Here is an 18,278-nt window from a genome sequence, read left to right on the forward strand (position 1 = left end):
CCTATCGCGCGCGGGCCGCCGTGCTCGCCTCGAGCTCGTGCTCGATGAGCGCGAGCGCATCGGTGCCGGCGATGGCGGTCGCCATCCGTTGCGCGGCGATGCGGTAGGCGGGCTCGGCGAGCACGCGCATCACGGCGGCGCGCACGGCCTCGGGCTCGGGGCTGCCGGTGCGCAGGTCGATCCCCGTGCCCGACCAGCCGATGCGGGCGGCGACCTCGGGCTTGTCCTCCGTGTCACCGGCGACGACGATCGGAACGCCCTCGCGCAGTGCGTGCTGCACACCGCCGTAGCCCCCGTTGGTCACGTAGACGGAGCTGAGGGGAAGCAGCCGGTCGTAGGGAAGGTAGGAGGCCACTCGCGCGTTGGTCGGGAGTTCGCCCGGCGCGCCCAGCTCGTCGGGGGAACGGCCGCCGAGCGACACGACCACCAGGACGTCGAGCCCCTCGAGCGCTCTGAGCGTCGGGCGGATCAGGCGGTCCAGGTCGTGATTGTCGATCGTGCCCTGGGTGACGTGCACAACGGGACGGAGGCCGTCGAGCTCGCCCCACCAGGCGGGCAGCGGGATGTCGGCGGAGCCCCCCGGCGGGATCGGACCGACGAACGCCGTGTTCGGCGCGATGTCGCTCCGCGGATACTCGAACTCGCGGGGGCACAGTTGCAGGAACCTGTCGAACGCGCTCGAGATGTCCATGATGAAGTGCTCGGTGCGCGGGATCCCGAGGTCTGACAGGATCCGCTGCGCCAGGGCCTGGGTGCGGCGGAAGAGGATGCGCTTCGCGACGACGTCGAGGAGCCGGTTCCGAATGCGTCCGAGCGGGGTCGACGAGGGCGGCAGCGCGGTTCCGGCGGGCGCGACATCCCGGCTCGACTGCGTGAGCGGGGTCACGCCGAGCGCGAGCACGGGAGGGCGCGGGGCGTCGCGCAGGAGCAGCGGCGCGACCCCGCCGAAGGCGCCGTCGACGAGGATCGCGTCGGGCTGCTCGGCCGCCACGATCGCGCGCACCGCACGATACTGCTCGGGGATCGGCGTGACGAAGATCGTCTGGATGTCGTATTGCGCCTGGGCGATGCCCCGATAGCGCTCACGCTCGGGGAGGTAGCTCGTCACGTCGCGGTCGTCGAAGTCGGCGATGCCGGCGAGGGGGCGGAATTCGGCCCCGATGGCGGCGACGCGATCGGCGAAACGGCTGCCGGTGAGCACGATCACCCGGTGCCCGCGCTCGACGAGATGGCCGGCGGCTCCGAGCACGGGGGCGACATGCCCGTGGACGGGGGTGCTGCAGACGAGGTAGGTGGCCACGGAGTTATTTATAGCACGAATATATTGATTGACATCGGACTAAAATCAATATAGGAATACCTCATGAGATTTCTGACCTGGTGGTTTCGTATCGTCGGCATCGTCAACCTCGTCCTCGGGGCGTTGTGGCTGCCCTTCCTCAGCGCACCCCGTCTCGAGCTGAGCATCCCCGGCTGGGACGCGCCCATCCCCGGCACCGCCTATCGCGGCTTCCTCGACTACACCCTGCTGTTCGGCCTCGATCTGCTGATCCTGGGAGTGTTCTTGATCATCGCGTCCTTTCGTCCGGAGCAGAGCCGCATCCTCGCCTGGCTCGCGATCACGCTCTCTGTCGTGCGCGGCATCCTCGACGACGTCTACATGATCGCGGCAGGCTATCCGCTGCCGAGCATGCTCGCCTTCATCGTGCTCCATCTCGCGATCATCGTCACCGGCCTCCTCGCGTTGCGCGCGGCGGCACGACCAGGGCAGCGGCGCAGCTCCTGAGCGGGGGCGCGACCGGCGCACGTCCACCGAGAGGCGACGGACATCGTAGGATCGCCAGCATGGGAACGCGACAGTACTCCTCGCCGATCCGGGCGGAGGCGTCTGCAGAGACCCGCCGTCGCATCCTCGGCGCCGCCGCGAAGCTGTTCGCGCAGGAGGGCTACCAGGGCACCACGATGGCGGCCATCGCGAAAGAAGCCGGGGTCTCGGCCCAGAGCGTGCACCTCGCCGGGCCCAAGAGCGCCCTGCTCATGGCCGCGTTCGAGGTGACGCTCGCCGGCGACGAGGGCACTCATCCTCTGTACGAGCGCCCCGCGGTGGCGGCGATCATGCAGTTGCCGCCCGACCAGGCCCTCCCCGCCTACCTCCGCTTCCTCGCGGAGGCGAACGCGCGAACGGCAGGCATCCACAACGCCCTCTACGTCGCCGCCGAGACCGACGAGGCGGTCGCAGAGCTGCTGTCCGACCTCAATCGCCGGCGCCACAACGACATCGGCATGGCGATCAGCTGGTGCGGGGCCCACGGGCTGCTGCGCGGCGACACCGACCCCGACGAGCGCGCCGAGGTGCTCACCTACCTCGTCTCGCCCGAGACCTACCGCTTCTTCGCCGGCGAGCGCGGCTGGAGCGACGAGCGCTACCAGCGCTGGCTGGGCGACGCGATCGAGCGCCTGGTGCTCGGCGGACCGATCGTCTGAGCACCGCGCATCCGGCACACCACCGGTCGCCCCGATGCGCCGCGGCGCCGCTCAGCGGCTGACCCGCACCTCGCCCGCCTTGACGCTCAGCCAGACGGTGTCGCCCACGGCCAGCCGCAGCTCGGCGAGCGCCGCCGCCGTGATGTCGGCGAAGAGCTCGAGCCCGCCCTCCGCGGTCGTGGCGCGCACCCTGATCGTCTGCGCGTGCTGCTCGACGCCCCGCACCCGGCACTCCCACACGTTGCGCGGGGAGCCCTCCGGCCGCGACCGGTGCACCCCCACCGCCGAGGGCGCGAAGACGAGGGCCGTGACCGGACCCTCGCTCGTCTCGGCGCTGCGCACGAGGATGCCGCCGCCATGCCGGACGGCGACGCCCGCGTCATCCGGCTGCGCCCGCCCCGTGACGAGGTTGAGCCCCATCAGACGCGCCACGTAGTCGGTGCGGGGCGCACGCGCGAGCTGCGCGGGGGCGCCGCGCTGGGTCACCCTGCCGTGCTCGACCACGAGCACCTCGCTCGCGAGCACCATGGCGTCGAGCGGGTCGTGGGTCACGAGCACCGTCGAACCGGGGAAGTCCCCCAGGTATTCGGCGAGCTCGGCACGCACGTCCATCCGCGTCGAGGCGTCCAGGGCCGCGAGCGGCTCGTCGAGCAGGAGCAGCCGCGGCTCGAGCACGAGCGCGCGGGCGAGCGCGACCCGCTGGGCCTGGCCGCCCGAGAGCGCCGCAGGCCGTTTCTCGGCGAAAGGGCCGAGCGCCATCCTCTCGAGCCAGCGCTCGCTGCGCTCGTGCGCCTCGGCGCGGGCGACGCCCTGCGCACGCAGCCCGAAGGCGACGTTGTCGCGCACGCTCAGGTGCGGGAAGAGCAGGTAGTCCTGGAAGACGACGCCGAGCCCGCGCTTCTCGGTCGGCACCCTCACCGAGGCGCCGACGTCGTCGAGCACCCGGCCGGCGACACGCACATGGCCGCCCGTCGGGCCCACGAGCCCCGCGATCGCCCGCAGAGCCGTGCTCTTGCCCGCGCCGTTCGGCCCGAGAACGGCGAGCACGGCGCCCGGGGCGACGGCGAGCTCGAGGTCGAGGGTGAAGCCCTCCCGCTCGACCAGGAGCCGGGCGTCGAGGCCCGCCGCGCTCACGAGGTCACCCCGAGCCAGCGGTCGCGCAGGCTCACGAGCACCACGATCGAGACGGCCAGCAGCACGAGGGAGAGCACGATCGCGGCATCCGGGTCGGTCTGCAGAGCGAGGTATGCCGAGATCGGCATGGTCTGGGTGACGCCGGGAAGGCTGCCTGCGAAGGTGATCGTGGCCCCGAACTCGCCGAGCGCCCGCGCGAAGCACAGCACGGCACCCGCGAGCACCCCCGGCGCGACGAGGGGCAGCGTCACCCGGCGGAAGACCGTGAACGGCGAGGCGCCGAGGGTCGCCGCCGCGTCCTCGTAGCGACGGTCGGCGCTGCGCAGCGCGCCCTCGACCGCGAGCACGAGGAACGGCATGGCCACAAAGGCCTCGGCGAGCACCACGGCCGTCGTCGTGAACGGCAGCGAGACGCCGAACCACTCGAAGAGGTACTGCCCGAGCAGTCCGCGCCGGCCGAGCAGGAGCAGCAGCGCGACGCCGCCCACGACGGGCGGGAGCACGAGCGGCACGAGCACGAGGGCGCGCAGCAGGCGGCGCAGCCCCGGCATCCGCCACCGGCTCGACCGCACGAGAACCCAGGCGAGCGGCACACCGAGCACGAGCGAGATGAGCGTCGCGAGCACGGCGCTCACGAGCGAGAGACGCAGGGCGTCGAGCACCTGCGGGGTGAACAGCAGCTGCGGCAGTTGCGCCCACGGCGCCCGCACGAGCAGGGCGACGAGCGGGAAGGTCAGAAATGCGAGGGCGAGCACGGCGAACGGCCAGAGCGCGCCGGGGACCCCGGCACGGCGGTCGGTCGCCAGACGAGCCCTAGCCGGCATCGAATCCCGCCGCCGCGAGCACCCCGGCGCCCTCGGAGAGCACGAAGTCGACGAAGGCCTGCGCCCCCGTGGGGTTGGGCGCCGCCGAGAGCACGGCGATCGGGTAGTCGTTGACGGCATCCGCGGCCTCCGCGAACTCGATGCCCTCGACCCCGTCGCCGGCCGCGAGCACGTCGGTGCGGTAGACCATGGCCGCGTCGACCTCGCCGAGCTGAACCTTGGTGAGCGCTGCCTTGACGTCCTGCTCGAGGGTGTCGGGCGCCGCCGTGATCCCGGCCTTCTCGAAGACCGTGGCGGCGGCCGCACCGCACGGCACCTCGGGAGCGCACAGGGCGATCGTCTTGGCCTCGTCGCCGAAGTCGGCGATCCCCGTGATGCCGCCGGGGTTCCCGGGCGGCACCGCGATCTCGAGCGTGTTGCTCGCGAACACGGTGGGCTCCCCCGCCACCCCGCCCGCGTCGACGACGGTCGTCATGGTCGCCGGGCTCGCGGCGGCGAAGACGTCGGCCGGCGCGCCCTGGTTGATCTGCTCGGCGAGCGCCGAGGATCCGCCGAAGTTGAGAGTGACCGTGGCGTCCGGGTTCGCCTGCTCGAACTGCTTCGCGAGCTCGGTGAAGGTGCCGGTGAGGGATGCCGCGGCGAAGACCGTCACGGCGCCCTCGACGTGCTGCGCCTCGCGGCCCGGCGTCGAGCTCGCCTCCGACGACGCCGCGGCGCTCGGGGCGTCGGCGGCGGGCGCGCAGCCGGCGAGGGCCGCCACGAGCGCGAGGGCCGCGAGCACGGGCGCTCCCCGCAGCGCGGTCGTGAGCAGCGCGGTCGTCGACGAGGCGCTCCGGGGCAGGCGGGTTCTGGAGGTCATTCGCGGTCCTTTCGATCGGGCTGGCCGGGTCTGTCGGACTGGCCGGGTCTGTCGGGCACCTCGACGACGACGGTCGTCGCCTTCATGCTCGCGATGGCGAGGGTGCCGGGCTCGAGTCCGAGCTCGTCGGCCGCCTCCCGGCTCATGAGCGAGACGATGCGGAACACCCCGACCTGCATCTCGACCTGCGCCATCACGGTGTCTTTGACGACGCGTGTGACGAGCCCCTGCAGCCGGTTGCGAGCGGATGCCGCGCCCGGCACGGGCAGCGCCGCGAGGGGCGACTCGGCCGCGACCTCGACGCTCAGCCGTGCCAGCTCGGCGCCGTCGACCTCGAGGGCTCCGCTCGCGCCCTTGCCGAGCGTCAGCCGGCCCGCCGCGGCCCAGCGTCGCACGGTGTCGTCGCTCACGCCCAGGAGCGCGGCCGCCTCACTCACTCTGAACGTGCTGACCATGCCGCCTCCGCATCTGCGCTCCCATCATATGCTTCCGCCCGCAGGTGCGGTGAGGCCTGTGCCGCCTGCCGCGCGAGTCGCGCCGAACCGTCGAACAGGCGGCGATTCGAGAACGGTTCGGCGCGACTCGCACAGCGCAGGGCCGAGGAGCGGTGGCAGAATCGCAGGATGACGGTTGCAGCTCAGGCAACACCCCTCCCGCCCCTCGTCGCGGCGGCGGACACCCTCACCGCGGAGGAGCTCACCCGGTACTCGCGGCAGATCGTGCTTCCCGGCTTCGGACCGCTCGGCCAGGGCAGGCTCGCGAACGCCCGCGTGCTCGTGGTCGGCGCCGGCGGGCTCGGCAGCGCGACGATCACGGCGCTCGCCGCGCTGGGCGTGGGAACGGTGGGGATCGTCGACGCCGACATCGTCGAGCTCAGCAACCTGCCGCGCCAGAGCATCCACGACCCGGGCTCGGTCGGCGCGGGCAAGGCGGCGTCGGCTGCGGCATCCGTGCGCGCACTGGCGACCCGCACCCGCGCCGTCGTGCACGATCTGCGGCTCACGCGCGAGAACGCGCTCGGCATCCTCGGCGACTACGATCTCGTGCTCGACGGGAGCGACAACTTCGCCACCCGCTACCTCGTCAACGACGCGGCCGCGATCCTCGGGACACCGCTCGTGTGGGGCGCCGTGCACCGCTTCGGCGGGCAGGCCGGCGTCTGCTGGGCCGTCCACGGGCCCCAGTACCGCGATCTCTTCCCCCAGCCGCCCGAGCCAGGCAGCGTGCCCTCGTGCGAGGAGGCGGGGGTGCTGCCGAGCGTCTGCGCCGTGGTCGGCGGGATCATGGTCGGCGAGGCCGTCAAGCTCATCACCGGCACGGGGCGCACCCTGCTCGGGCGCGTGACGAGCTACGACGCGCTCACGGGCGGCTTCCGCGAGCTCGCCTACGAGCGCGACCCCGAGGGCGCGCCGATCACCGAGCTCGTCGACTACGACGCGTTCTGCGGCACGACGCCGCCCGGCGACACGGCCGGCACTGTCGTGCGTCCCACCTCGATCACGGCCCCGGAGCTCGCGCGCAGGCTGGCCGCGGGCGAGCAGCTGACCGTCGTCGACGTGCGCGAGCCGTGGGAGGCCGAGATCGCGAGCATCCCCGGCGGCCTGCTCAAACCCCTGCCCGGCATCGAGGGCTGGGTCGGCGAGGTGCCCGCAGAGGGCGCGGTCGTGCTCTACTGCCACCACGGCATCCGCTCGGAGACGGCGAGGCGCAGGCTCGCGGCATCCGGCGTCGAGGCCCTCTCCCTCACCGGCGGCATCGACGCCTGGTCGCTCTCCGTCGACCCCCGCGTGGCGCGATACTGAAACGATCGACGGTGGACGTCAATCGATACCGGACACGGGGCGCGACGGCCCGAGGCTCGACGAAACGACAGGTGGCAGGATGATCTCGGTCGAAGACCACGCCGAACGGGTGCGGAAGCTCGTCGAGCCCGTGCTCACACGGCTCCGATCGGGCGAGGACGCCGAACAGCCGGCACTCGACGACGCGCTCGGCCGGGTGCTCGCGCGCGATGTGCTCTCCCCCGTCGATCTGCCGCTCTTCCGCAACTCCCAGATGGACGGCTACGCCGTGGGCAGCGCGGATGTCGCGACTCTGCCGGTCACGCTCCCCGTCGTCGGCGAGCTCGCCGCCGGCGGCACGGCGACACCCGCGTTCGTGCCCGGCACGGCGCTGCGGGTGATGACGGGCGCGCCCGTGCCGCCCGGGGCCGACGTCGTCGTGCCCGTCGAGGAGACCGACACCCTCGAGTGGCCCGAGCGGGGCCTCACCGGGCAGAGCGTGACGATCCACCGCGCGGGGCCGAGCGGGCGGTACGTGCGCGAACGGGGAAGCGACCTGCGGACGGGCGAGCTGCTGGCGCCGGCCGGCGTGCGCCTCGCCCCCCGGCACCTGGGAGCCCTCGCCGCGGCCGGTGTGCGCAGCGTTCCGGTGCGACGCCGGCTGCGCGTCGCCGTGCTCACGACGGGCGCCGAGCTCATCGGCGCTGGTGACGGGCGTGCCGACGACGCGCCGGCCGCCGGCAAGATCTTCGACGCCAACCTCACGAGCCTCGTGGCCGCCGTGCACGAGTGCGGCGCCGAGGTCGTGCTCGCCGAGCGCTCGGGCGACGACACCGCCGAGTTCGCCGGGCTGCTCGCGCGCGCGACATCCGCCGCCGATCTCGTGCTCACCTCGGGCGGCATCTCGCGCGGCGCCTACGAGGTCGTGCGCGAGACCACCGAGCCCCTCGGCGGCAGCATCGTGCACGTGGGCATGCAGCCCGGCAGGCCGCAGGCGACAGCTCTCGTCGACGGGGTGCCGGTGCTGAGCTTCCCGGGCAACCCCGTGAGCACGCAGGTGTCGTTCCTCGTCTTCCTGCGGCCCCTGCTGCGCGAGGCGGCGGGACTCCCGGCCCTGCAACCCGTGACCGGCGCGCTGACGACCGCTGTCGAGTCGCCCGAGGGCAAGAGGCAGTTCTTGCGCGGCATCCTCTCGCCCGACGGCACCGTGACGACGGTGGCCGGGCCGAGCTCGCACCTCGTCGCGGCGATGGCTCGGGCGAACGCGCTCATCGAGATCCCCACGCAGACGACGAGTCTCGCGGCCGGAGCGAACGTGAGAGTGTGGATCCTATGAGCGAGTGGGCACTGTGAGCGAGTTGATACCGTGAGCGAGTTGACGCACCTCGACGGCGAGGGCCGCGCACGGATGGTCGATGTGAGCGGCAAGGCCGAGACGACGCGGGTCGCGATCGCCCGCGGACGGCTCGACACCACCGCGGAGGTGCTCGCCCTCGTGCGGGGCGACGAGCTGCCGAAGGCCGATGTCCTTGCGACCGCCCGGATCGCCGGGATCATGGCCGCGAAGAAGACCTCCGAGCTCATCCCGCTCTGCCACCCGATCCCGCTCAGCTCGGTGACCGTGGTCTTCGAGCTGCACGAGAGCTCGATCGTCGTCGAGGCCGCCGCGAAGACGCGCGGGCAGACGGGCGTCGAGATGGAGGCGCTCACGGCCGTCGCCGTCGCCGGGCTCACCCTGCACGACATGATCAAGGCCGTCGACCCCGCCGCCGTCATGAACGATGTGCGACTCGTCTCGAAGAGCGGCGGCAAGCACGGCGACTGGGTGCGACCGGGCGCCGACGGCGGCGAGCCCTCTCCCGGTGACACGCCGCACGATCGGCCGACGGACGACGACCGCAGCGCCGTCGTTCTCGTCTCCTCCACCCGTTCGGCCGCCGGCGAGCGCGACGACACGACCGGCCCGGTCATCGTCTCCTGGCTCGCGGAGCGCGGTTACGCCGTTGAGGCGCCCCGGGTCGTCGCCGACGCGGATGTCGCGACCGCCCTCACCACGGCCGTCGCCGCCCAGCCCGCCGTCGTGATCACCACGGGCGGCACGGGCGCTGCTCCCGGCGATGTGACCCCCGAGGCGACCGCGGCCGTTCTCGACCGCGAGCTGCCGGGAGTCGCGGAGGCGATCCGGGCGCGCGGCCTCGCCTCGACGGCGACGGCGGCCCTCAGCCGCGGTCTCGCGGGCACGGCCGGCCGCACGATCGTCGTGAACCTGCCCGGCTCGAGGGGCGGAGTCGCCGACGGCCTCGAGGTGCTCGGCGGCCTGCTCGACCATCTCGTCGCCCAGGTCAACGGCGGCGGCGACCACCGTGGCTGACGCGCTCGATGCGGCTGAGGTGCTCGCCCGCGTCTCCGCCGAGCCGCTGAGCCTCGCCGAGGTCGACGCCTTCGTCGCCCGCGCCGCGAACGGGGCGACGGTCTCCTTCCAGGGCGTCGTGCGCGATCACGATCGCGACCGGACCGTGCGGGCCCTCGACTATCGCGCGCATCCCGAGGCCGAGCGCTTCCTGCGCGAATGCTGCGAGCGGGTCGCCGAGCGCTCGGGGCTCGCGGTCGCGGCCGTGCACAGGGTGGGCTCCCTCGTCGTCGGCGACCTCGCGCTCGTCGCCGCGGTCGCCGCACCGCACCGGCGCGAGGCCTTCGAGGCCTGCGCCGAGCTCGTGGAGCTCGTCAAGCACGAGGTGCCGATCTGGAAGCGCCAGCACTTCGACGACGGCGTCTCGGAGTGGGTCGGGCTCTGACGCCAGCCCGGCTCTATCCGCCCGCGAAGGGCGGCAGCACGTCGACCCGCGGGCCGAGCCTCGCGTCCCCTCCACGGCGCACGATCCCGTCGACGAGGAACGAGCCGGAGCGCAGCACGCGCGCCATGGGCTCGCCGTGACGCCGCACGAGCTCGGCGTGCAGCTCGGCGAGCGTGGCATCCGGCGCGAACTCGAAGGCCTCCTGCTCGAGACCGCCGGCGGCCTCCTCGGCCGCCGCGAAGTACCGCACGAGCACCTCAGCCACCGATCGCCCCCATGCTGCGCGCGGGCGGGCTGAACGTCTCGGCGTCGATGCCGTGCCCGGACTGCTTGGCCCACATGGCGCCGCGCCACCATCGGGCGATCTCCTCGTCATCCGCGCCACCGCGCAGCAGGTGCCTGAGGTCGGTCTCGTTGTCGCCGAAGAGGCAGGATCGCACGGTGCCCTCCGCGGTGATGCGGGTGCGGTCGCAGTCGGCGCAGAACGAGCGCGTGACCGAGGCGATGACGCCCACCGTGGCGGGCCCGCCGTCGACGAGCCACTCCTCGCCCGGAGCGGAGGGATCGTCGCGGCCGATCCCGGTGAGCTCGAAGCGCTCGGAGAGCACCGCGAGCAGCTCGCTCGCCGGCACCATGTGGTCGCGCGCCCAGTTCTGGTCGGCGCCGAGCGGCATCTGCTCGATGAACCGCAGCCGGCAGCCCTCGGCGAGCGCCCAGGCGAGCAGCTCGGCGGCGCCGGGCAGGGTCTCCCGCATGAGCACCGCGTTCAGCTTGAGCGGCGTGAGCCCGGCCGCGTGGGCGGCCCGGATGCCGGCGATCACGTCGGGCAGGCGGTCGCGGCGGGTGAGCTCGGCGAAGTGGGCGCGGTCGACGGTGTCGAGGGAGACGTTGACGCGCGTGAGCCCGGCAGCCACGAGCGCGCCGACCCGCCTGTCGAGGCCGATGCCGTTGGAGGTCATCGAGAGGTCGATGCCGGGCGCCGCCTCCGCGCTCAGCCGGACGATCTCGGCGAGGTCTGCGCGCATGAGCGGCTCGCCTCCCGTCAACCGCACCTCGCGCACACCCAGGCGGTGCACGCCGATGCCCACGAGCCGGCCGATCTCCGCCGGGGTCAGCAGCTCCTCGCGCGGGATGGCCGGCAGCCCCTGCTCGGGCATGCAGTAGGTGCACCGCAGCGAGCACTTCTCGGTGACGGAGATCCGGAGGTCGCGCGCCGTCCTCCCGAAGCGGTCGAGGAGCCCGGGCACGTCGGGTCGCCCCGCAGAATCGGGCTGCTCGGCGGAATCCCGCCGCAGCTGCGGAATCCCCAGCTTGAGGAGTGTCACACTCCCAGACTAGACCGGCATTCCGGGGATCTTCCGCCTCTGGACCGCGCTCTCGCGCTCCGTTAAGCTGCCTCACAGCGACACACGGCGCAGCACGAGCGGCACAAGCGGAGGTCGGACATCATGGGCATCATCTCCTCGGGATTCCTCGGCCGGCGACGCAGCGACGACCCGAACCTCCCGCCCGGCCAGTACCTCACGAAGAGCTTCCCCGTGCTCTCCGCCGGCCCCACGCCGCGCGTCGACACGGACGAGTGGGAGTTCACGATCACGACCGAGACCGGTCAGGTGCACCGCTGGGACTGGGACGCGATGATGGCCCTGCCCCAGGAGGACGTGACGGTCGACATCCACTGCGTCACGAGCTGGTCGAAGTTCGGCACCGGATGGCGCGGCGTGGCCCTCGACACCCTCTTCGAAGACGTCGAGTCCACCGCCGATTTCACGATGGCGCACTCCTACGGCGGGTACACGACCAATGTGCCCCTCGAAGACCTGCTCGACGGCCAGGCCTGGATCGCCCACCGCTTCGACGGCGAGCCGCTCGACCCGGAGCACGGCGGCCCCGCGCGCCTGCTCGTGCCCCACCTCTACTTCTGGAAGAGCGCCAAATGGGTGCGCGGCATCGAGATGATGCAGCAGGACGTGCCGGGGTTCTGGGAGAGCAACGGCTACCACATGTACGGCGACCCGTGGCGTGAGCAGCGGTACTGGTGAGCCGCGGCATCCTGAGCGCCCTCGTCCTGGGCAGCGCTCCCATCCCGAGAACCCGGTCGTGAGAACGAGCTGGAAGGTCGCCGACGTCGTGGCGCTGCGCGATGAGACCCCGACCGCCCGAACGCTGCGCCTGCGCATCCCCGGACTGCACGGCCACCTCGCCGGTCAGCACATCGACGTGAAGCTCACGGCCCCCGACGGCTATTCGGCCCAGCGCTCCTATTCGATCGCCTCCGCCCTGCCCGGCGACGAGCTCGAGATCACGGTCGACGAGCTCGTCGACGGCGAGGTCTCGCCCTACCTCGTGCGCGGGGTCTCGGTCGGCGACCAGCTCGAGATCCGCGGGCCGGTGGGCGGCTGGTTCGTCTGGCGGGCCGACGACCCCTCGCCCGTGCAGCTCATCGCGGGCGGATCCGGCGTCGTGCCGCTCATGTCGATGATCCGCGCCCACGAGCTCGCCGGCGCCACGACCGACTTCCGCCTGCTCTACTCGGCGCGCAGCCGCGAGGCCCTGTTCTACCGCGACGAGCTCGCCGCGCTCTCGGCCTCCCCGCATCTCCGCATCGACTACGTCTACACCCGCGTCGCCCCCGAGGGCTGGCATTCGCCGGCCGGGCGACTGGATGCCGCGACCCTCGCCTCGCTCGTGCATCCGATCGCCGCCGACCCGGGCGTCTTCATCTGCGGATCGACGCCGTTCGTCGAGACCGTCGCGGACTGGCTCGTGGCCGACGGCTACTCACCCGACCGCATCAAGACGGAACGCTACGGCGGAGTGGGAGAGAGGCCATGACCGGCGACAGGCAGTTCGAGGGCCGGCGGCTCGACGGCACGCAGTTCGACGGCACGCAGTTCGATCGCCTCGACGGCAACGCGGCCGCCGGGCCGCTCTCCGAGCTCTTCGCGATCGACATGACGACCGCCCGCGGCACGTGCGAGCACTGCGGCACGGTCTCCGTCGTCGCCGAGACGCGCCTCTACGTCGAGGTGCACGGGCTCGCGCTGTGCTGCCCCGGCTGCGACTCGGTGCTGCTGCGGATGGTCGAGGGCGAGGGCCGCAGCCGCCTCGACGTCTCGGGCCTGCGGATGCTCGAGCTCGACGATGAGGCCGACCACCCCGTGTGACGGATCGGCCGGGCGCAGCCGTCGCCCATGCGGCTACGAGCGACGCCCGCCGACCGGCTCGCCGTGCCGGAGATTGTCGATGAACCCCAGGATCGTCGGCCGCAGCGCTTCGTAGGCGCCGTCGAGGGGGATCTCCTCCCCGACGATCGACTCCAGCTGGTCGAGCGTGTCGCCCACAGTGAGACCGGATCGCCGCAGCCCCCACGACGTGAACTCGGCGATCAGGTCGTCCGCGGTGATCTCCGAGTGCCGGTACTTCCCGTCCACGGCCAGAGCCAGCTTGCCGTCGTTGGCGAGATGGGCCTGCGGCACGACGTCATACGCGGGCGCGAGCTGCACGGTGCCGTCGGCGGAATGCAGCAGTCCGATGTTCTTCGTGTGCATGTCGAGGTTTCCGATGCCGACGGCGAGCACCACCATCTGGGCGAGTCGTCGCAGATCGTGCTCCGGCGCGTGTCGCTTGAGCGTCTCGGCCACCCGCTGCAGGCTGACGACGCCGCCCACCTCTTGATATTTCTGGTTCGCCCCGGGAGCCTGGTTGAAGTCCTCCTGCTGCACTCGCTCACCGCCGACTCTGTCGTAGCGCTCGATCACGAGCGCGGCGAGACCGTCGAACTCCTCGATCCAGGTCGCGAAGCGTGCGAGATCGAGTCGGCGAGCGATGCGCGAGCCGTACTCCTCGTCGAAGATCACGGTCGCCTTGTCTGCGCCGAGCCGGGGTTTGAGAATGTGCGTGGTCGGGTATCCGTCGAGCGCCTGCGCCCACCCGTCCTCGAGGCGCACGAGAACAGCCTTGGGTTGTACGCCGCCGAGAGAGGACTTCCCTGCCTCCGGCGCGTTCCCCAGCGGCGACCCCATCGGGTCTTCGAGAAGCCTACGGATCTCGAGGCCGTTCACCGGCCTGACGCCGGGCACCTTCGGCTCAGTGGGATCGTCCATGTCCCAGATGTGAAGTGCACCCGCGACATCCCGCCCGTAACGGGCGAGGAATCTGGGTGTGTCGCCCGCGCGCAAGCCGCCCTGCTGCAGCATGTAGTCATAGTGATCACCCTCGGGAAGCAGCTCGGTGAACCAGTTCCGGCGCCGGCCGGCGTGGTCGCGACGAGGCGTGGGGACGAGCGGTATCGAGACCGAGAGCACGAGGCTGTTCTGGCCGAAGCGCTCGACGCCCTCAGCGCTCGGAACGAAGTCGAAGGTCCGGGCGTCGCCCTCGAGCGTTCCGACGATCGTGCCGTGAAGATCAACCGCGAGTCGCATCGCCATCTTCCCATGTCGCGGTGAGCTCGATGCCCGTGGCGCGTGCCAACGTGAGCAGGCGCCGCAGATAGATCGTGGATTTCCCGCTCTCGATCTCGCTGATCGTGCTCTGCGGAATGCCGAGAAGCTCGGCGAGCTGCTGCTGGGACATGAAGTGGTCGAGACGCGCCTGCTGGATGGCGAGCCCGAAGTCTGCGGGCGCATGCAGTCGGGCGGTGTGTTTCGCCATGTGCTCTCCTCGGATTCGTTCATCGGTCGAGTATCGGGATTTCGTGACACCCGCTCCCCGCAGCGTCCGCGGCGCGGCACGATGGCCCCGCGACACCCGCGAGTAGCCTGTAACCACGATGAGCCATGCAACGCTGTTTCTCGTCACCCGCCCGGTCTCGGTCGAAGGTGTGCTCGACGACGCCCAGCGCGCCGCGCCCGACTTCCTGCCCGCAGACCCCGCCGAGCCGCAGTTGAGCGTGCTCGATCTCGGAGTCAGCCGCGGCGACGGCTGCTTCGAGTCGATCAGCGTCGTGCGGGGGCACGCGCAGGCGCTCGAGAGCCATCTCGAGCGGTTCGCCGCATCCGCTCGCCGGCTCGACCTGCCCGAGCCCGACCTCGACGTCTGGCGCGCCGCCGTGCACGCGGTCATCCAGGCCCACGTGCCCGTGCCGGAGCTCTTCGTCAAGATGATGCTCACGCGCGGCATCGAAGGCGCGAACGCCCCCACCGGCTGGGTCTACGCCGAGACCGCGCCCGACTTCCGAGAGGCGCGCACGACCGGCATCCGCGTGGTCACGCTCGACCGCGGGTACCGGCACGACGTCAACCGCACCTCGCCCTGGCTGCTGCAGGGCGCCAAGACGCTCTCGTACGCGGTCAACCGCGCCGCGATCCGCGAGGCGCACCGCCGCGGGGCGAACGACGTGATCTTCGTGAGCTCCGACGGGATCGTGCTCGAAGGGCCGACCTCGAACCTCATCCTGCTCGACGGCGGCCGGGTGCGCACCCCGCAGACCGACCTCGGCATCCTCGCCGGCACCACCCAGGCGAGCGCCTTCGAGTTCTTCGAGAGCCGGGGGCTGCGCACCGAGTACGCGACGATCTCCGCCGACGAGCTCGAACGGGCGGATGCCGCGTGGCTCGTGTCGAGCGTGCGTCAGGCCGCCCCCATCAACGCGATCGACGACCGCGAGCTGCTGGTCGACGGCCCGCTCACCGAAGGGCTCAACGAGTACCTGCTCGCGCGTCAGGAGTGACGAAGCGGCCGCCGACCGATACCCTCTGACCATGTCAGCCATCGGCAAGAGACTCACGGGAGACGACGACCCCAAAGACGTCGACGGCACGATGACGCTCGAGCAGCTCGCGGAGCTCGAGAGCACGAACGAGGACTGGCAGACCGCGGCACGGGCCGGGCGCTTCATCCGCCCGGGCGGCGTCTACCCCGTCAGCGAGCCCGCCCACGATCAGGAACGAGCCGACGAGCTCGACTGAGCGGCTCGTCGAGATGAATGATCGGCGCCTCACCGTCGAAGATTCGCTCGCGCAAAGATGAACGGTTCACTGCTCAGGTGAACGAGACCTGAACATCACTGAGGAAGACGCTATGAGTGTTTTCCCACCGATTAGCGTGGCGTTATCGCCCCGTGACGTTTTCCGGCGCATCAATACTCGATCCCTCGGCGCCTTCGCGCCGATCACATCTAAGGGGCATCCACAGGGATGATTGGTGACGCTTCGGCGCGCGCGGTTAACACTCCGCGAAGGCGCAAGACACTACTCGCGGGTGGCATCATCGCCGCTCTCGCACTCGGCACGATCGGCAGCGGCATCGCCTATGCCGCGGGCGGCGGCTTGGCTCCGCCGCCCGTCAACCCGGCCACCGTGCACCTCGCATCGGCCGTGCCCGACCGGGTGATCCTCACCCCCACGATCACCCCCGCGACCACGCAGAACGTCTCCTGGCGCACCTCGGTCGAGGTCACCGCGCCGCAGGTCCAGCTCGCGCCGATGACCGACGGCCCCGTGCAGGCGACGAGCACCACGCCGGCCGTGAGCACCACGGAATTTGCCACTGACCTGGGCTATTCCATCAAATACCACACCGCGACGCTTACCGGGCTGACCCCCGCGACGAGCTACGTCTACCGCGTGGGCGACGGCGAGACCTGGAGTGAGTGGTTCGAGTTCGCGACCGCCTCCACCGAGCCGGAGCCGTTCTCCTTCCTCGTGCAGGGCGACGCCCAGAACGACGTCAAGTCGTACGCCTCGCGCGCCTTCCGCGCCGCCTACGAGGCGCGTCCCTACGCCAAGGCCGTCGTCCACCTCGGCGACCTCATCGACACGGACGTCGCCGACGCCGAGTGGGGCGAGTGGTTCTCCGCCGCCGGCTTCGAGAACGCCTACCTCAACGTCATCGCGACCCCCGGCAACCACGAGTACTACCCCGGTCCCGAGCTCACGCGCTACTGGAAGGCGCAGTTCGAGTTCCCCGACAACGGCCCGGCGGACACCCCGGAGGCGAAGGCGATGTTCAGCGAGAACACCTACTTCGTCGACTACCAGGGTGTGCGCTTCATCTCCCTCAACGGCTCGCAGATCAACACGGCCGACCTCGCCTCCCAGACCGCGTGGCTCGACCAGGTGCTCGAGGAGAACCCCGGCAAGTGGAGCGTCGTCTCGTTCCACCAGCCGGTCTTCTCGGTCACCTCGGGGCGCGACAACAAGACGATCCGGGATGCCTGGCTGCCGATCTTCGAGAAGCACAACGTCGACCTCGTGCTCTCGGGCCACGACCACGCCTACGGCCGCGGCAACCTCTTCGCGAACGAGCAGAACCTGCCCGCCGGCGCCTCGGCGGAGACGAGCCAAACCGGCCCGGTCTACATGGTCACCGTCGCCGGCCCGAAGATGTACGTGCCCGACGACCCCGCGACCAACAACTGGGTCACGAACGGGGCGCACATGCGCAGCATGAACCGCGACACCCAGATGTTCCAGACGGTCGACGTCACGGGCGACGAGATCCACGTCGAGAGCCGCAAGGTCACCGGCGAGCTCTTCGACGCCTTCACGATCACCAAGTCGGATGACGGCACCAAGCTCGTGACCGACGACACCGTCGGGCGTGCATCGGGCCCCGGCTCCACCCGCTCGACGATCAACGCGCCCGAGCGGCCCACCCCGGTCATCCCCGGGGCGACCGACGAGCCCACCGCAGAGCCGACGGATGAGCCCACCGACGAGCCGACGCCGGAGCCCACCGACGAGCCCACGGACGAGCCGACGGGCGAGCCCACCACGGAACCGACCGACGAGCCCACCGCAGAGCCGACGGATGAGCCGACCGGCGAGCCCACGGACGAGCCGACCGGCGAGCCCACCACGGAACCGACGGACGAGCCCACGAGCGAGCCCACCACGGAGCCCACGGTCGAACCGACCGAGGAACCCACGACGGAGCCCACCACGGAGCCCACGAGCGACCCGACCTCCGAGCCGACGACGGAACCCACCGCGGAACCCACCGACGAGCCCACCGACCCGCCGAGCCATTCGGCGCAGCTGGAGCTCTCGGCGACCGGGATCGCGGCCGGCGGCGAGCTCTTCCTGAAGGGCTCCGGTTTCAAGCCCAACGAGGACATGGAGGCGACGCTGCATTCGGACCCGATCAGCCTGGGCTTCACGAAGGCCGATGCATCCGGCGACGTGCTCTTCAGCGTGCACATCCCCGCCGGTGTTCCCGCGGGCGTGCACACGATCGTGCTGCGCGGGCTCGAGTCCGGGGTGACCGCCGAGAAGACGATCACCGTGCTTCCCGTCGGAGCGGCGCCCACCGGCGTGAAGAACCTCGCCGACACCGGGGCGAGCGCCGTGGGAACGGCCCTGGCCATCGGCGGCTTCACGCTCTTCGCCGGACTGCTCGTGCTCTTCGGCGTGCGCTACTACCGCAAGCCGCGTCAGGGTGGTGCCGTATGAGGGCCGCC

The 18,278-nt window shown here is 71.5% G+C and carries 21 protein-coding genes; 12 read left to right on the forward strand and 9 right to left on the reverse strand.

Translation table 11 applies throughout. From position 1 onward, the window contains the following. Position 1: 1 nt before the first annotated feature. Positions 2–1,300 carry a nucleotide disphospho-sugar-binding domain-containing protein gene (locus CLV54_RS11725; protein WP_100345177.1) on the reverse strand — a complete coding sequence of 433 codons (1,299 nt, stop codon included), beginning with the start codon at positions 1,298–1,300 and terminating at the stop codon, positions 2–4. A gap of 63 nt (positions 1,301–1,363) precedes the next feature. Here CLV54_RS11725 and CLV54_RS11730 point away from each other — a divergent pair, with 63 nt between their 5' ends. Beyond that, the gene (locus tag CLV54_RS11730; RefSeq protein WP_100345178.1) at positions 1,364–1,786 is read left to right on the forward strand and encodes a BphX family protein; all 423 of its coding nucleotides are present in this window, start codon (positions 1,364–1,366) and stop codon (positions 1,784–1,786) included. A gap of 59 nt (positions 1,787–1,845) precedes the next feature. Then, entirely contained in the window at positions 1,846–2,484 is a 639-nt protein-coding gene (locus CLV54_RS11735) for a TetR/AcrR family transcriptional regulator (RefSeq protein WP_100345179.1), read from the forward strand. 51 nt (positions 2,485–2,535) lie between these two features. Here the strand turns inward: CLV54_RS11735 and CLV54_RS11740 are convergent, their stop codons facing one another. From CLV54_RS11740 to CLV54_RS11755, 4 genes are read right to left on the reverse strand one after another with little or no spacing between them, the layout of a single operon-like run. Further along, complete coding sequence (locus CLV54_RS11740; RefSeq protein WP_211294533.1) at positions 2,536–3,618, reverse strand: ABC transporter ATP-binding protein; 1,083 nt, start codon at positions 3,616–3,618, stop codon at positions 2,536–2,538. Next, positions 3,615–4,442 carry an ABC transporter permease gene (locus CLV54_RS11745; RefSeq protein WP_245861666.1) on the reverse strand — a complete coding sequence of 276 codons (828 nt, stop codon included), beginning with the start codon at positions 4,440–4,442 and terminating at the stop codon, positions 3,615–3,617. Before CLV54_RS11745 ends, CLV54_RS11740 begins: the two co-directional genes overlap by 4 nt. Beyond that, positions 4,432–5,301, reverse strand: a complete 870-nt coding sequence (gene modA, locus CLV54_RS17960; protein ID WP_245861668.1) for a molybdate ABC transporter substrate-binding protein — start codon at positions 5,299–5,301, stop codon at positions 4,432–4,434. The genes CLV54_RS11745 and modA overlap by 11 nt, the downstream gene beginning before the upstream one ends. Beyond that, a complete protein-coding gene (locus CLV54_RS11755; RefSeq protein ID WP_100345181.1) occupies positions 5,298–5,756 on the reverse strand; it encodes a TOBE domain-containing protein in 459 nt (152 codons plus the stop codon). The genes modA and CLV54_RS11755 overlap by 4 nt, the downstream gene beginning before the upstream one ends. A 168-nt stretch (positions 5,757–5,924) precedes the next feature. Here CLV54_RS11755 and CLV54_RS11760 point away from each other — a divergent pair, with 168 nt between their 5' ends. The 4 genes from CLV54_RS11760 (at position 5,925) to CLV54_RS11775 (ending at position 9,877) form a co-directional block, all read left to right on the forward strand. Next, entirely contained in the window at positions 5,925–7,103 is a 1,179-nt protein-coding gene (locus CLV54_RS11760) for a ThiF family adenylyltransferase (protein ID WP_100345182.1), read from the forward strand. Positions 7,104–7,182: 79 nt separating this feature from the next. After that, positions 7,183–8,418, forward strand: a complete 1,236-nt coding sequence (locus tag CLV54_RS11765; RefSeq protein WP_100345183.1) for a molybdopterin molybdotransferase MoeA — start codon at positions 7,183–7,185, stop codon at positions 8,416–8,418. Positions 8,419–8,448: 30 nt separating this feature from the next. Further along, positions 8,449–9,453: a bifunctional molybdenum cofactor biosynthesis protein MoaC/MoaB gene (gene moaCB, locus CLV54_RS11770; RefSeq protein WP_100345184.1), complete on the forward strand. Its 1,005-nt coding sequence runs from the start codon at positions 8,449–8,451 to the stop codon at positions 9,451–9,453. Continuing rightward, the gene (locus CLV54_RS11775) at positions 9,446–9,877 is read left to right on the forward strand and encodes a molybdenum cofactor biosynthesis protein MoaE (protein ID WP_100345185.1); all 432 of its coding nucleotides are present in this window, start codon (positions 9,446–9,448) and stop codon (positions 9,875–9,877) included. The genes moaCB and CLV54_RS11775 overlap by 8 nt, the downstream gene beginning before the upstream one ends. 13 nt (positions 9,878–9,890) lie before the next feature. On the opposite strand, the gene CLV54_RS11780 is transcribed toward CLV54_RS11775, so the two are convergent. Then, complete coding sequence (locus CLV54_RS11780) at positions 9,891–10,142, reverse strand: MoaD/ThiS family protein (protein WP_100345186.1); 252 nt, start codon at positions 10,140–10,142, stop codon at positions 9,891–9,893. Then, positions 10,135–11,202 carry a GTP 3',8-cyclase MoaA gene (moaA, locus tag CLV54_RS11785; RefSeq protein ID WP_100345187.1) on the reverse strand — a complete coding sequence of 356 codons (1,068 nt, stop codon included), beginning with the start codon at positions 11,200–11,202 and terminating at the stop codon, positions 10,135–10,137. The genes CLV54_RS11780 and moaA overlap by 8 nt, the downstream gene beginning before the upstream one ends. A gap of 123 nt (positions 11,203–11,325) precedes the next feature. Between moaA and CLV54_RS11790 the strand changes: the two genes are divergently transcribed. From CLV54_RS11790 to CLV54_RS11800, 3 genes are read left to right on the forward strand one after another with little or no spacing between them, the layout of a single operon-like run. Further along, entirely contained in the window at positions 11,326–11,919 is a 594-nt protein-coding gene (locus tag CLV54_RS11790; RefSeq protein WP_100345188.1) for a sulfite oxidase-like oxidoreductase, read from the forward strand. Positions 11,920–11,977: 58 nt separating this feature from the next. Next, the gene (locus tag CLV54_RS11795; protein ID WP_100345189.1) at positions 11,978–12,712 is read left to right on the forward strand and encodes a ferredoxin reductase; all 735 of its coding nucleotides are present in this window, start codon (positions 11,978–11,980) and stop codon (positions 12,710–12,712) included. Further along, the gene (locus tag CLV54_RS11800; RefSeq protein ID WP_211294534.1) at positions 12,709–13,044 is read left to right on the forward strand and encodes a DUF6510 family protein; all 336 of its coding nucleotides are present in this window, start codon (positions 12,709–12,711) and stop codon (positions 13,042–13,044) included. The genes CLV54_RS11795 and CLV54_RS11800 overlap by 4 nt, the downstream gene beginning before the upstream one ends. 33 nt (positions 13,045–13,077) lie before the next feature. Here CLV54_RS11800 and CLV54_RS11805 read toward each other — a convergent pair whose 3' ends face one another. After that, positions 13,078–14,301: a type II toxin-antitoxin system HipA family toxin gene (locus CLV54_RS11805; protein ID WP_100345500.1), complete on the reverse strand. Its 1,224-nt coding sequence runs from the start codon at positions 14,299–14,301 to the stop codon at positions 13,078–13,080. Beyond that, positions 14,285–14,530: a helix-turn-helix domain-containing protein gene (locus CLV54_RS11810; RefSeq protein ID WP_100345190.1), complete on the reverse strand. Its 246-nt coding sequence runs from the start codon at positions 14,528–14,530 to the stop codon at positions 14,285–14,287. The genes CLV54_RS11805 and CLV54_RS11810 overlap by 17 nt, the downstream gene beginning before the upstream one ends. A 118-nt stretch (positions 14,531–14,648) precedes the next feature. Here CLV54_RS11810 and CLV54_RS11815 point away from each other — a divergent pair, with 118 nt between their 5' ends. From CLV54_RS11815 to CLV54_RS11825, 3 genes are all read left to right on the forward strand, one after another. Beyond that, positions 14,649–15,548, forward strand: a complete 900-nt coding sequence (locus CLV54_RS11815; protein WP_100345191.1) for an aminodeoxychorismate lyase — start codon at positions 14,649–14,651, stop codon at positions 15,546–15,548. A gap of 31 nt (positions 15,549–15,579) precedes the next feature. Further along, the gene (locus CLV54_RS11820; protein WP_100345192.1) at positions 15,580–15,786 is read left to right on the forward strand and encodes a hypothetical protein; all 207 of its coding nucleotides are present in this window, start codon (positions 15,580–15,582) and stop codon (positions 15,784–15,786) included. 228 nt (positions 15,787–16,014) lie between these two features. Continuing rightward, positions 16,015–18,270, forward strand: coding sequence for a fibronectin type III domain-containing protein (locus CLV54_RS11825; protein WP_100345193.1), 2,256 nt, complete (start codon positions 16,015–16,017; stop codon positions 18,268–18,270). Positions 18,271–18,278: the final 8 nt, after the last annotated feature.

The sequence above is a fragment of the Compostimonas suwonensis genome (assembly GCF_002797855.1).
GTDB classification, from domain to species: Bacteria; Actinomycetota; Actinomycetes; order Actinomycetales; family Microbacteriaceae; genus Compostimonas; species Compostimonas suwonensis.